Source organism: Streptomyces sp. SJL17-4 (assembly GCF_036826855.1).
Classification (GTDB): Bacteria; Actinomycetota; Actinomycetes; order Streptomycetales; family Streptomycetaceae; genus Streptomyces.
In genome coordinates this window covers 5,512,847-5,525,677 of sequence record NZ_CP104578.1, presented here as the reverse complement: position 1 = coordinate 5,525,677, position 12,831 = coordinate 5,512,847, and the positions used below count along the sequence as shown (strand labels likewise).

9 protein-coding genes, 1 tRNA gene and 1 pseudogene are annotated in these 12,831 nt (G+C 72.0%); 7 read left to right on the top strand and 4 right to left on the bottom strand.

The window, feature by feature from the left end; all coding sequences use genetic code 11:
• The first annotated feature begins 179 nt into the window (after nt 1-179).
• Nucleotides 180-455, top strand: a complete 276-nt coding sequence (locus tag N5875_RS24880) for a hypothetical protein (protein ID WP_318209943.1) — start codon at nt 180-182, stop codon at nt 453-455.
• A gap of 71 nt (nt 456-526) precedes the next feature.
• Nucleotides 527-2,344, top strand: a complete 1,818-nt coding sequence (gene glmS / locus N5875_RS24875; RefSeq protein ID WP_318209944.1) for a glutamine--fructose-6-phosphate transaminase (isomerizing) — start codon at nt 527-529, stop codon at nt 2,342-2,344.
• Between the two features lie 182 nt (nt 2,345-2,526).
• On the opposite strand, the gene N5875_RS24870 is transcribed toward glmS, so the two are convergent.
• On the bottom strand, nt 2,527-3,090 hold the full coding sequence (locus N5875_RS24870; protein ID WP_030324766.1) for a GPR1/FUN34/YaaH family transporter: 564 nt from the start codon (nt 3,088-3,090) through the stop codon (nt 2,527-2,529).
• A 196-nt stretch (nt 3,091-3,286) separates the two neighbouring features.
• Nucleotides 3,287-3,808 carry a universal stress protein gene (locus N5875_RS24865; protein WP_015033782.1) on the bottom strand — a complete coding sequence of 174 codons (522 nt, stop codon included), beginning with the start codon at nt 3,806-3,808 and terminating at the stop codon, nt 3,287-3,289.
• 581 nt (nt 3,809-4,389) lie between these two features.
• On the opposite strand from N5875_RS24865, the pseudogene N5875_RS24860 reads away from it, so the two are divergent.
• From N5875_RS24860 to N5875_RS24845, 4 genes and pseudogenes are all read left to right on the top strand, one after another.
• Nucleotides 4,390-4,593, top strand: a pseudogene (locus tag N5875_RS24860) (hypothetical protein); the annotation flags it as partial.
• A 442-nt stretch (nt 4,594-5,035) separates the two neighbouring features.
• Nucleotides 5,036-6,205, top strand: a complete 1,170-nt coding sequence (locus N5875_RS24855) for a helix-turn-helix domain-containing protein (protein ID WP_318209945.1) — start codon at nt 5,036-5,038, stop codon at nt 6,203-6,205.
• A gap of 187 nt (nt 6,206-6,392) precedes the next feature.
• The gene (gene orn, locus N5875_RS24850; protein WP_318209946.1) at nt 6,393-6,995 is read left to right on the top strand and encodes an oligoribonuclease; all 603 of its coding nucleotides are present in this window, start codon (nt 6,393-6,395) and stop codon (nt 6,993-6,995) included.
• Nucleotides 6,996-7,112: 117 nt separating this feature from the next.
• Nucleotides 7,113-7,185, top strand: a tRNA-His gene (locus N5875_RS24845).
• Nucleotides 7,186-7,242: 57 nt separating this feature from the next.
• Here N5875_RS24845 and N5875_RS24840 read toward each other — a convergent pair.
• Nucleotides 7,243-8,577, bottom strand: coding sequence for an endo-1,4-beta-xylanase (locus N5875_RS24840; protein ID WP_338496070.1), 1,335 nt, complete (start codon nt 8,575-8,577; stop codon nt 7,243-7,245).
• Entirely contained in the window at nt 8,562-11,222 is a 2,661-nt protein-coding gene (locus N5875_RS24835) for a cellulose binding domain-containing protein (protein WP_338496068.1), read from the bottom strand. Before N5875_RS24835 ends, N5875_RS24840 begins: the two co-directional genes overlap by 16 nt.
• A gap of 269 nt (nt 11,223-11,491) precedes the next feature.
• On the opposite strand from N5875_RS24835, the gene N5875_RS24830 reads away from it, so the two are divergent.
• Nucleotides 11,492-12,829 carry an extracellular solute-binding protein gene (locus N5875_RS24830; protein ID WP_338496066.1) on the top strand — a complete coding sequence of 446 codons (1,338 nt, stop codon included), beginning with the start codon at nt 11,492-11,494 and terminating at the stop codon, nt 12,827-12,829.
• Nucleotides 12,830-12,831 lie beyond the last annotated feature (2 nt).

Genomic DNA, 12,831 nt, shown 5'->3' with positions numbered 1-12,831 from the left:
TCGGGCGTTGGACACGTCTGTCGAGTTTTATATCCGAACCGTCCCCATGCGTACCGCCGGGACTCCCATCGGGCAAGGTCTGGACCAATCTCCCCGAAACGAGGGGGGATCATGGACCACCTGCCCGATATCGGGCAGGATTCTTGCGAAAGCCGATGGGTACCCCTCAGTATTCACGGGTGCTCGAACGCCGCCCGTCGCACGACGACCTCATCGACCATCTGGTCCGCAGCACCGCGCTCCAGCGCGGTGAGGCCGCCCGGGTGGTACTCGATGTGCTGGCGTACTTCGACGAGACGACCGAGGAGTTCGTCCGCCGCCGCCACCGCGAACTGCAGTCCGGCGGGGCGGTGAACACCGAGATCTTCGAACGGATCTCGGCGGAACTGCCACACCGGGCCGTGGCGCCACCGGAGCTCTCGCTCCGGCAGCTGCGCCGCATCGTCTACGGCTGACACGGCCGGCACGACCGGATCGCGAACGAGCACGGCGAGCACGCTCACCAACCTGGAGGGGTTTCACCTTTATGTGCGGAATTGTCGGTTACATCGGAAAGCGCGACGTCGCCCCGCTGCTCCTTGAGGGCCTGGCGCGTCTGGAGTACCGGGGATACGACTCGGCCGGCATGGTCGTCACCAGCCCGAAGGCCTCCGGCCTCAAGATGGTGAAGGCCAAGGGTCGCGTCCGTGACCTGGAGGCCCGTGTCCCCAAGCGCTTCACCGGTACCACCGGCATCGCCCACACCCGCTGGGCCACCCACGGCGCGCCGAGCGACATCAACTCGCACCCGCACCTGGACCCCGAGAACAAGGTCGCGGTCGTCCACAACGGCATCGTCGACAACGCCCAGGAGCTCCGCGCCAAGCTGGAGGCCGACGGCGTCGTCTTCGCCTCCGAGACGGACACCGAGGTCATCACCCACCTCATCGCCCGCTCCCAGGCCACCACCCTCGAGGAGAAGGTCCGCGAGGCGCTCAAGGTCATCGAGGGCACCTACGGCATCGCCGTGATGCACGCCGACTTCAACGACCGCATCGTCGTGGCCCGCAACGGCTCCCCGGTCATCCTCGGCATCGGCGAGAAGGAGATGCTCGTCGCCTCCGACGTCGCCGCCCTGATCGCCCACACCCGCCAGGTCGTCACCCTCGACGACGGCGAGATGGCCACCCTCAAGGCCGACGACTTCCGCACGTACACGACCTCGGGCGCGTCCACCACCGCCACCCCGGAGACCGTGGAGTGGGAGGCCGCCTCGTACGACATGGGCGGTCACGACACGTTCATGCACAAGGAGATCTCCGAGCAGCCCGACGCGGTCGACCGCGTGCTGCGCGGCCGGATCGACGACCGCTTCTCCACCGTGCACCTCGGCGGCCTGAACCTGGACCCGCGCGAGGCCCGCACCATCCGCCGGATCAAGATCCTCGGCTGCGGCACCTCGTACCACGCCGGCCTCATCGGCGCCGGGCTCATCGAGTCCATGGCCCGCATCCCCGCCGACGCCGAGCCGGCCTCGGAGTTCCGCTACCGCAACCCGGTCGTGGACCCCGACACCCTCTACATCGCCGTCTCCCAGTCCGGTGAGACCTACGACGTGCTCGCCGCCGTCCAGGAGCTGAAGCGCAAGGGCGCCCGCGTCCTCGGCGTGGTCAACGTGGTCGGCTCCGCCATCGCCCGCGAGGCCGACGGCGGCGTGTACGTGCACGCCGGCCCCGAGGTCTGCGTCGTCTCCACCAAGTGCTTCACCAACACGGTCACCGCCTTCGCGCTGCTCGCCCTGCACCTGGGCCGCATCCGCGACCTGTCCGTCACCGACGGCAAGCGGATCATCGAGGGCCTGCGCAAGCTGCCCGCGCAGATCCAGGAGATCCTGGAGACCGAGGACGAGATCAAGAAGATCGCCGCGGAGTACGCCGGCGCCCAGTCGATGATGTTCATCGGCCGCGTCCGTGGCTACCCCGTCGCCCTGGAGGCCTCCCTCAAGCTGAAGGAGATCTCCTACATCCACGCCGAGGCGTACCCGGCCTCCGAGCTGAAGCACGGCCCGCTCGCCCTCATCGAGCCCGCCCTGCCGACGGTCGCGATCGTCCCCGACGACGACCTGCTCGAGAAGAACCGCGCCGCCCTGGAGGAGATCAAGGCCCGCAGCGGCCGCATCCTCGCGGTCGCTCACCAGGAGCAGGCGAAGGCCGACCACACCATCGTCGTGCCGAAGAACGAGGACGAGCTGGACCCGATCCTGATGGGCATCCCGCTCCAGCTCCTCGCCTACCACACGGCGCTCGCCATGGGCCGCGACATCGACAAGCCGCGCAACCTGGCCAAGTCCGTCACGGTCGAGTAGCAGCGACCTCGGGGCCTGTCCCCCCGAGCCGCGCCGCCGGGCCTGTCCCCCGGAGGTTCGACCGGACACGAAGCGGTCCCCCGTGCATCCCAGGTGCACGGGGGACCGCTTTCCTTTTCCGCTCGTACGGTCAGCTCGTACGGTCGGCCCGCACGGTCAGCCCGTACGGTCGGCGCCCGCGCTCAGCTCGCCGCCGCCGCGCTGCGGTTCGCCCTGCCGAGCGCGGTCGGCCAGCCGGCCACCGCCGCCGTGGCGCCGTACCAGGCGACCAGACCGGCGACGGCCGCCACCCAGCCGCCCGCCTTCGCGAGCCCGCCGTTGTCGGCGAGCGCCCCGATGCCGAGCAGCAGGAGCGCGACGAACAACAGCCCGTACACGCCCTGTCCGAACAGTCCGCTGCCCGAGGCGGCCAGCGTCAGCGTGAGCGCGAGCAGCGCCCACAGGAGCAGGAAGACGCCCACGGCGTCGGCGGACGCCCCGCCGCCGGCCGCGGTGCCCCAGGTGAACCAGAAGGCGCCGAGCGCCGCGAACGCCGTGCCCTCACCCTTGTCGCCCGCGCGCAGGGCGAGCAGACCGACGAGGAAGAGCGTCACCCCGCCGACCCAGGTGGCGAGGCCCGCGGCATCCGCTGCCGCGACGTTGTCGATGACACCGGTGCCGCCCAGGCCGAAGGCCAGCAGGGTCAGTCCGAGTGCGAGGTGGCCGAGAGTGGAAGTGGTGTTTCCCGCGGCGACTTCGTTGTTCACGGCGGGCTCCCTTCAAGTGCGCAGATGTACTGCGTGAGCTGCTGTGTTCCGGTGACCCTTATGTACCCTTCACAAGCGCACAATTCACCTGGGGAAGGCCGAAATTATGGCGGGATGACGCCAGTTGAGGAAGTGACCTGACGGGTCGTACGGGACGTGCGGGACGGAAGGGGTCGCCGTGGGGAGTCTCGTACGGTTACGGGATGACGATCACGGGCCGCTGCGCGCGGCGCGCGAGGCGGCCGGCCACCGAGCCGAAGATCCGGCCGACGATGCCGTGCGTGGAACCGACCACGATCGCGTCGGCCGAGTACTCCCGGCCGACCTCCTCCAGCTCGTGGCAGATGTCGCCGCCGCGCTCGACGAGGATCCAGGGCACCTCGGAGAGGTGCTCGGCGCAGGCCAGTTCCAGGCCGAGGACCTCGGTGCGGTGGTCGGGCACGTCGACGAAGACGGGGGGCTCGCAGCCCGCCCACACCGTGGTGGGCAGCCTGTTGGCCACGTGCACGATGATCAGGCCCGAGCCGGAACGCCTGGCCATGCCGATGGCGTACGCGAGGGCGCGCTCACTGGACGTGGAGCCGTCGAAGCCGACGACGACCCCATGCCGGAAGGCCGGGTCGCAGGCGTGACGTGGCTGTTCTACCGCGAGGGGGTCGACCGTGGAATCGGCGACGCGCTTGCGGTCCGCGGGTTCGGGGAATTCGTGACCGGCCATCGGTGTCTCGGCGAAGAGGGTCCTCGTGGGAAGGGGCGGGAAACGGCGGGGACGGAACAACGGGTGGCGGCGGAGCTGTGTCCGGGAATCATCTTCCCAAGCCCATACCCCCAAGGGTACGGCGACACTCCTCTCCTGCCCAGAGCCCGCCGTGCCACTCCCCGGCGTGCGCCCCGCTCGCGCGCGGCGTTCCAGGGAGCATGCACGAGCGGCTCGGGATCTGGCAATGCCGGTTGTGCCCTACAGGTGTCCGTACGGGGGCCAAACGGACGTCGCCGAGAGTGACCGGAACGTTCCGTTTCTCGTTGCCACAGGTCCAGCCCACCGTCGCAGGGAGACCGCCCGTGCCCGCACCATCGACCGCCGCCGGCCAGACCTCCACCGCCCCCGCCGCCGCCCGCGCCACCGCGCTCGGAGGGCCCCGCGGCCGCCGCCGGGCCCCCGTCCTCGGCCCAGCCGCCCCCGCGGACCCGGATCCGGGCAACGGGCCGGGGACGGGTACGGGAACGGGGACAGGGACAGGCGCGGGGGCAGGGGCATGGGCGGCGGCGGCCGGCGGGGCCGGGGCGGACCAGGCCGGTGACGTCGTCCGCTGGGCGGTCTTCTGCTGCGTGCTGGTCCCGGTGGTCCTGCTCGTCTACGGCAGCTCCCTCGGCGGCGCCACCGGGACCGCACTCGGCCTCGTCTCGGTGACGGCGGCCTGCCGGGTGCTGCTGCGCCGCTCGGAGCGGGGCAGGCGGAGCGAGGGCGTCCGCGGCAGGCGGCGCGGCCGGGACAGGCTCTAGATCTCCGGGGGTATAAATCGCCGCGAAACGGGGCACTCGCCGGGCCCGCCCCTCGTGGAGTTGACAGGTTCGTACACGCGAACCCATATGTTTTCAGCCAACTTCCATCCGTCGGCGAGTCCTTGGCGGAACGGTTGCCCAACCCCGGCGCCGACACCCGAAAATGCCCCGCCCCAAGGGCTCGCACCCGCCGCGTACGGGGACGTTCGCCGCCCCGCCCCTTCCCCTGGGGGCCTCCTGACGGAAGACTTCGCGATCGATCGCTTCACGCCAAGTGGCCTTGTCGACAATCCACCGGATGGAGAACTTGTCACGCCGGCGGCACGGGACGCAGTAGATTCGATCATGGGTACCGAAGACTGGGGTCTCGTGCAAAACCGAGGGGAAACGTGCAGGAGCGACACGACCAGGGAGACGCGAACACCGAGGGGGGCTTAGCGTCATGAGCCAGGACTCCACCGCGCCGGAGGCCGCACGGAAGCTGACCGGGCGCCGCCGTCGCGAAGTCGTCGCGGTGCTGCTGTTCAGCGGCGGCCCCATCTTCGAGAGTTCCATCCCGCTCTCCGTGTTCGGCATCGACCGGCAGGACGCCGGAGTGCCCCGTTACCGACTGCTCGTCTGTGCGGGCGAGGACGGACCACTGCGGACCACCGGTGGACTCGAACTGACCGCGCCGTACGGCCTGGAGGCCATCAGCCGGGCGGGCACCGTCGTCGTCCCGGCCTGGCGGTCGATCACCTCGCCGCCGCCGCCGGAGGCGCTCGAAGCGCTGCGCCGCGCCCACGAGGAGGGCGCGCGGATCGTCGGTCTGTGCACCGGGGCGTTCGTCCTCGCCGCGGCCGGCCTGCTCGACGGCCGCCCGGCGACGACGCACTGGATGTACGCGCCGACACTCGCCAAGCGCTACCCGTCGGTCCATGTGGACCCCCGGGAGCTCTTCGTCGACGACGGGGACGTGCTGACCTCCGCGGGCACGGCGGCCGGAATCGATCTGTGTCTGCACATCGTGCGGACCGACCACGGCACGGAGGCCGCGGGCGCCCTGGCGCGCCGGCTGGTCGTCCCGCCGCGGCGCAGCGGCGGTCAGGAGCGCTACCTCGACAGGTCTTTACCTGAGGAGATCGGCGCCGACCCGCTGGCCGAGGTCGTCGCCTGGGCGCTGGAGCACCTCCACGAGCAGTTCGACGTGGAGACCCTGGCTGCCCGCGCGTACATGTCACGGCGGACCTTCGACCGCCGGTTCCGCTCGCTGACCGGTTCGGCCCCCCTCCAGTGGCTGATCACCCAGCGGGTGCTCCAGGCGCAGCGGCTGCTCGAAACCTCCGACTACTCGGTCGACGAGGTCGCGGGCAGGTGCGGCTTCCGCTCGCCGGTGGCGCTGCGCGGTCACTTCCGGCGGCAGCTCGGCTCCTCGCCGGCCGCCTACCGGGCGGCGTACCGTGCGCGGCGGCCGCAGGGCGAGACCGCCACGGCGGTGCTCGACCCGATCGTGCCCGCCCAGGTCGGGGCCGGAATCCGGCGCCCGGCGTCCCCGCTGGACCAGGGGAAGCCGCAGTCCGACGCCTACGCTCCGGGGCGCGCCTCGCTCCCGGGTCAGCGCAGCGCGCCGTAAGGAGAAGACCGCCGCCGCCACAAGCGGCGCGACGCAGGAACGACGGGCCCTCGGGGACATCTCCCCCGGGGGCCCGTCGGCGTCACGTCCCCCGGGGCGGCCGGTTCGCCGGGTTCTGCCCGGCGCGGCGGGGCCCGGGGGCGGCTCGGCCCGCTCCGACACGGGAAAGAGCCCCTAAGGTGGACGCATGAACGATCGCATGGTGTGGATCGACTGCGAGATGACCGGGCTCTCGCTGACGGACGACGCACTCATCGAGGTGGCCGCACTGGTCACCGACTCGGAACTGAACGTGCTCGGCGACGGGGTGGACATCGTGATCCGCCCGCCGGACGCGGCCCTGGAGACCATGCCCGAGATCGTGCGCCAGATGCACACGGCCTCGGGGCTGCTCGACGCGCTCGCCGACGGCACCACGCTCGCCGACGCGGAGGCCCAGGTCCTCGCGTACATCCGCGAGCACGTCAAGGAACCCGGCAAGGCGCCTCTGTGCGGGAACTCGGTCTCCACGGACCGCGGCTTCCTCGCCCGGGACATGCCCGCCCTGGAGGCCCATCTGCACTACCGGATCGTCGATGTCTCCTCGGTCAAGGAGCTGGCCCGCCGCTGGTACCCGAGGGCGTACTTCAACAGTCCGGAGAAGAACGGCAACCACCGGGCGCTCGCCGACATCCGCGAGTCCATCGCGGAGCTGCGCTACTACCGCGAGGCGGTCTTCGTCCCGCAGCCCGGCCCCGACTCGGAGACCGCGAAGCAGATCGCGGCCCGTCACGTCGTCCGGGGCGAATAATCCCCTCCGCGCAGGGCCGCTCGTGCCCGCACATCAATGCGGGCGCGAGCACCCTCCAGGACCCTGTAGACTTCTTCTCGGCCGGTCGGGGAAACCTTCGGGAAACCGCCGGTCATGGTGGGTATAGCTCAGATGGTAGAGCACCTGGTTGTGGTCCAGGATGTCGCGGGTTCGAGTCCCGTTACTCACCCTGAAGGCCGAGGCCCCGGTTCGAGAGAACCGGGGCCTCGGTCGTTTTTCGCGTACGTCACACACAGCTGAAGGCCCCCGGGGGCGGGTTGCTGCCCGTCCAGGAGCCGTTGAAGCCGAAGGCGGTGGAGCCGCCCGGCGCGACCGTCGCGTTGTACGGGAGGTTCGCCGCCGCCACCTCCGCCCCGGTCTGCGTCACCGCCGCGTTCCAGGCCTGGGTGACCCGCTGGCCGGCCGGCTGGGTCCAGCGGACGGTCCAGCCGTTCAGCGGGGCCGTACCCGTGTTGCGGACGGTGACCTGGGCCGTGAAACCGCCCGTCCACTGGCTCGTGACCGTGTACGTGACGGAGCACACACCCGGGGCGGGCGGGGTGACGGGGGCGAGCGCCTCGGCGATCCCGGCGCGGGCCGGCTTCGGGGCGAGGTTCTCGTCGTACGGAGTGGCCGCGCCCTGGCCCGGGAAGAAGTCCGGGATCCAGGAGTCGGAGTCGGTGAAGCCCCAGACGGTGACACCGGCGCAGCGGGTGACGGCGAGGCAGGCGCGCAGGACGGAGGCGTAGTCGGCCTTCTGCTGGGCGAGCTGCGCCGCCGTGGCCGGCAGGGTCATCCTGATGTCGAGTTCGGTGATGGCCACGTCCACGCCGAGTTCGGCGAAGCGGCGCAGGTTGGCCTCCAGGGAGGCGGGGACCTGGCCGAGGACGAGATGGGCCTGGAAGCCGACGCCGTCGACGGGGACGCCCTGGGCGAGGAGCCGCTTCACCAGGGCGTACATGCCGTCGCTCTTCGCGCCGAGCGCGTCGGTGGAGTAGTCGTTGACGTACAGCTTCGCGGCCGGGTCGGCGGTCCGGGCGGCGCGGAAGGCGTCGGCGATGTACGACTCGCCGAGCGTCGCCCCGAAGACGGACTGCCGGAGGGTGCCGTCCTCGTCGAGGGGTTCGTTGACGACGTCCCAGTGGTCGATGCGGCCCTTGTAGCGGCCTGCCTGGGTGGCGATGTGGTCGGTCATCAGGGTGCGCAGTCGGTCGGCGGTCCAGCTGCCGCCGGTCACCCAGGAGGGCAGCTGGCTGTGCCAGACGAGGGTGTGGCCGCGGACCTTCTGTCCGTGGGACTCGGCGAAGGCGACGACCCGGTCGGCGCCGGTCCAGTCGTACGTACCCCTGACGGCTTCGACGGAGCCCCATTTCATCTCGTTGCCGGGGGTGAGGGAGCCGAACTGGGCGCCGGCGAGGTCCGCGTATCCGCCGGTGAGCTTCCCTGCGGTGACGGCGGTGCCGAGGTAGACGCCGCGGGCCTCGGCAAGGTCCCGCAGCGGGGTGTCGGCGGCGGAGGCGGGACCGGCGGTGGTGAGGACGGCGGCGAGCAGGGCCGCGCCGGCGATCAGGCGACGGAGCATGTCGTACCTCCGAGGCTGAAGGCGGTCGGTACGGGGTTGGTGCCGGTCCAGGTGCCGGTGAAGCCGAAGGAGGCGGAGGCTCCGGCGGCGACGGTGCCGTTCCAGCCGACGTTCTGGGCGGTGACGGCGGTACCGGTCTGCGTCGGGGTCGCGTTCCACATCTGGCCCACCCGCTGCCCCGCCGGGTACTCCCAGCCGAGCTTCCAGCCGGTCCGGGCGGTGGCGGAGGTGTTGGTCAGGGTGACGTCGGCCTGGAAGCCGCCCTGCCACTGGTTGGTGACCTTGTAGGTGACCTTGCAGGCGCCGGTGGGGGCGGGCGGGTCGACGGGGCCGGTCTCGGTCGTGTCGCCGTAGATGATGCCGCGGCCGTTGGTGGAGACGTACACCCGGCCGTAGACGCGGGGGTCGCCGGTGATCGCGCCGCCGGTCCAGCCCCACTGGTGGGCGTCGTCGTTGATCCGCGCCCAGCTCGCGCCCGCGTCGGTGGAGCGGAAGATGCCGCGCACGCCGCCGATCTTGGCGCTGGTGTAGAGCGTGGGGTACGTGGCTCCCGGGGCGGCCTTGCCGAAGCCGATGGTGTCGGCCTGCTCGACGCCTCCGAGCCGGGTGAAGGTGGCGCCGCCGTCGGTGGAGTGCCAGAGGCCGTACGTGGAGTCGGGGGCGCCACCGGCGAACCAGATGTCGCCCTTCGCGCCGGGGAGGGCCTTGAAGCGGGCGTTGCCCTTGGCGGGGAGTCCGGTGGCGCGGGCGGTGAAGGTCGCGCCGCCGTCCGTGCTGGCGTAGAAGGTGCCGTCCTTGAAGCCGTAGAAGGTCTTCGGGTCGACGCGGTCGGACTCGACGGTCGCGCCGGCGGGGATGCCGGTGGAGGCGGTCCAGGCGCCGCCGGTGCCGGTGTGGACGCCGGTGCCCTCCGGGCTCCAGACGTAGCGGCCGCCGTCCGCCGACACGGCGACCGTGCCGCCGCCGGTGACGCCCGAAGGCTCCTGTCCGGCACGCCAGTTGGCGCCGTTGTCGGTGGAGAAGGCGACGCGCGGGCCGCCGTCGAGGTGCCCGGCGCGGACGACGGTGTCGGGCTTGGTCTCGGCGAAGTCGACGCTGGTGGTGGAGGTGAAGTTGGGGCCGGTGAACATCATCGACGGGACGGCGGTGAGGTCCGTGTGCCGGAAGCCGCCGATGTCGCCGAGCGCGCTGATCAGCGGCGCGCCGGAGGGCGGCGATGCCAGGTCGAGGACGGCGGTCTCCTCGAGGCCCTTCACCATGGGCCTGATGGTGAAGTTCGTCCCCGCGTCCCACCGGGTGAGCTCCTGGGTGCCGTAGATCGTGGCGCCCGTGCCGTACATCATGCGGTTCGAGTCGAAGGGGTCGATCTCCAGGGCCTCGGTCATCCAGCCGAGCTTCGGGGTCTGCTCGGGCGGTGCCGGGTTGCCGCCCCAGGTCAGCCAGGGCACGGAGGAGACGTCCATCGTGTAGCGGTTGGCGCGGGTCGGGTACGAGGTGTAGTCCCAGGCCCTGGTCCAGCTGCCGCCGGAGTCGGTGGAGCGGAAGATCTGGGTGTCGGGGTACCAGGAGCTGTAGCCGGAGACCATGACGGTGCCGGGGTTCTGCCGGTCGACGGTGAGGCCGCTGAAGCCGTAGTGGGTGTCGGCCTCGGCGACGGGGCTGATGTTCGTCCAGGTGCCGGTGGCGGTGGCGTACCGCCAGACCTGGCCCTTGCCGCCGTCGTACGGGCCGGCGGTGTCGCTGTACGCGAGGTAGAGGTAGCCGTTCTCGGCGTCGAGGACGCCCTTGTGGGCGAGGTAGCCGGTGGGCTGGCCGGGGAGCCGGGTCCAGGTGGCGCCCGCGTCGGTGGAGCGGTAGACGGCGTTGCCCTTGTCGCCGACGCCGGCGTAGATCGTGCGGGTCGCGCTGCCCGCCGTACCGGTGGACTCGTCGAAGGTGACCCAGACGATGCCCTGCTCGTCGGAGTTGTAGCCGCTGGTGTCGGTCGGGTCCTGCTGGTGATCGCCGGGGTTGGTGAAGGAGGTGACCTTCGACCAGGTGACGCCGGAGTCGGTGGAGCGCCAGAGGCCGTTGCCGCTGGGGGTGCCGAGGTAGAGGACGCCGTTCCTGTTCGGGTCGACGGCGAGGCGCTCGCCCATGCCGCGGCCGGGCATGTTGCCGCCGAGCTTGAAGGGGAGGTCGGTGCGCTGCCAGGTGGCGCCGCGGTCGGCGGAGCGGAGGACGGCGCCGTTGCCGGGGTCCCAGTCGTTCGTGTACGTGCCGACGGCGGCGTAGACCTTGTCGGGGTCGACGCTGTCGGAGGCGAGGCCGACGACGCCGGTGTGACCCCAGTGGTCCCAGTCGACGGAGTCGAGGAGCGGGGTCCAGGAGGCCGTGGTCTGGTTCCAGCGGTAGGCGCCGCCGATGTCCGTGCGGGCGTAGACGAGGTTCTTCTCGGTCCGGTTGAAGACGATGCCGGGGACGAAGCCGCCGCCGTCGACGCGGACGTTCTTCCAGGTGTAGGAGGAGGCGGCGGTGGTTTCCGTGGGGGTGGCCTCGGTGGCTTCCGTGGAGGCGGCCGTGGCCGGTGCCGCTCCGGTGAGGGGGCTCGCCAGGAGACCGGCGGCGAGGGCGAGCCCCGCGAGCAGATGGCGTGTACTGCGCATGGATATCCCGTCGAAGATGGAGTGGGAGCGCTCCCACTATTGAGGTGGTGTCAGAACACGGTCAAGGTCCGGGCATCGTCGAAGACGTTCGACGGGGGCGGGACGGCGCGGGGCGGGACGGCCCACGGGGCGGCTCGCGGGGCGGCTCGCGGGTACGGCTCACGGGTACGGCTCACGGGGCCGGGCGGGTGGCGCGCCTGGGTGAGTTCCGCGGCGCGCGGCGAGGTCGCCCGGGTCGGGCGGAGGGAGCCGCACTACGGTCGGGGCCCATGTGGAGCGGGCGGCGGAGCAGAGGGGCGTACGGGATCGCCCTCGCGCTCCTCCTGGGCGCGGTGCTCTCGGCGGGCTGCGCGACCGACCCCGCCGAACCGTCCCCCGCCGCCGCCCGGCAGCGGTCCGTGGACGAGGACGGGCGGCGGATCACCCTCACCGTCGGGGTCTTCGGCACCTTCGGCATGGAGGAGGCCGGGCTCTACGACGCCTACATGCGGCTCCACCCGGACATCGCCGTCCGGCAGACCTCCCTCACCCGCAACGACGTCTACTACCCGCAGTTGCTCACCCACCTCACCGCCGGCTCCGGCCTCGCCGACGTCCAGGCCGTCGAGGTCGGCAACATCGCGGAGGTGCTCGCCACACAGGCCGACCGGCTCGTGGAGCTCGGTACCGTCCCCGGGGTCGACCGGAGGGCCTTCCTGCCGTGGAAGTGGGCGCAGGGCACCGGCCGCGACGGGCGCACGCGCGCGCTCGGTACGGACATCGGGCCGCAGGCGGTCTGCTACCGCAAGGACCTGTTCGCGCGGGCCGGGCTGCCCACCGAGCGGGGCGCGGTCGGGCGGCTGTGGGCCGGGGACTGGCGCGGGTACCTGGCGGCGGGGCTCCGGTACCGCGAACGGGCGCCGGAGGGCACGGCGTTCACGGACTCGGCGTCGGGGGTGATGGCGGCGGTCACCGCGAGCGCGCGCGTCCGCTTCTACGACGCGCGCGGCAGGCTCGTGGTCGCGGAGAACCCCGCCGTGCGGGAGGCCTGGGACCTCGCGGCCGCGTTCGCCCGGCGGGGGCTGACGGCCAGGCTCCAGCAGTTCACGCCCGGCTGGGACCAGGCGTTCGCCAACGGCCGCTTCGCCACGGTGGCCTGCCCGGCGTGGATGCTCGGCTACATCCAGGACAAGGCGGGCCCGGCGGGGCGGGGCCGCTGGGACGTGGCGGCGGCGCCCCGGCCGGGCAGTTGGGGCGGTTCCTTCCTGGTCGTCCCGGCGGCCGGACGGCACCGTGAGGAGGCGGCCCGTCTGGCGGCCTGGCTGACGGCTCCGGCGCAGCAGGCCCGGCTGTTCGCCCGGCGGGGCAGCTTCCCGAGCGCCTCGGCGGCGTACGCGCTCCCGTCGGTCGCGGGGGCCCGCCATCCGTACTTCGGCGACGCCCCGGTGGGCGCCCTCTTCGCCACGGCGGCCAGGGGTGTCCCGCAGGCCCCGGTGGGCCCCAAGGACGCCCTGGTGGCCCAGACCCTGGCCGACGTGGGCATGCTCCAGATCGACCAGACGGGCCGCGATCCGGACGAGGCCTGGCGGGCGACCATGAAGGCCCTCGACAACGCGCTGGACCGGTGACC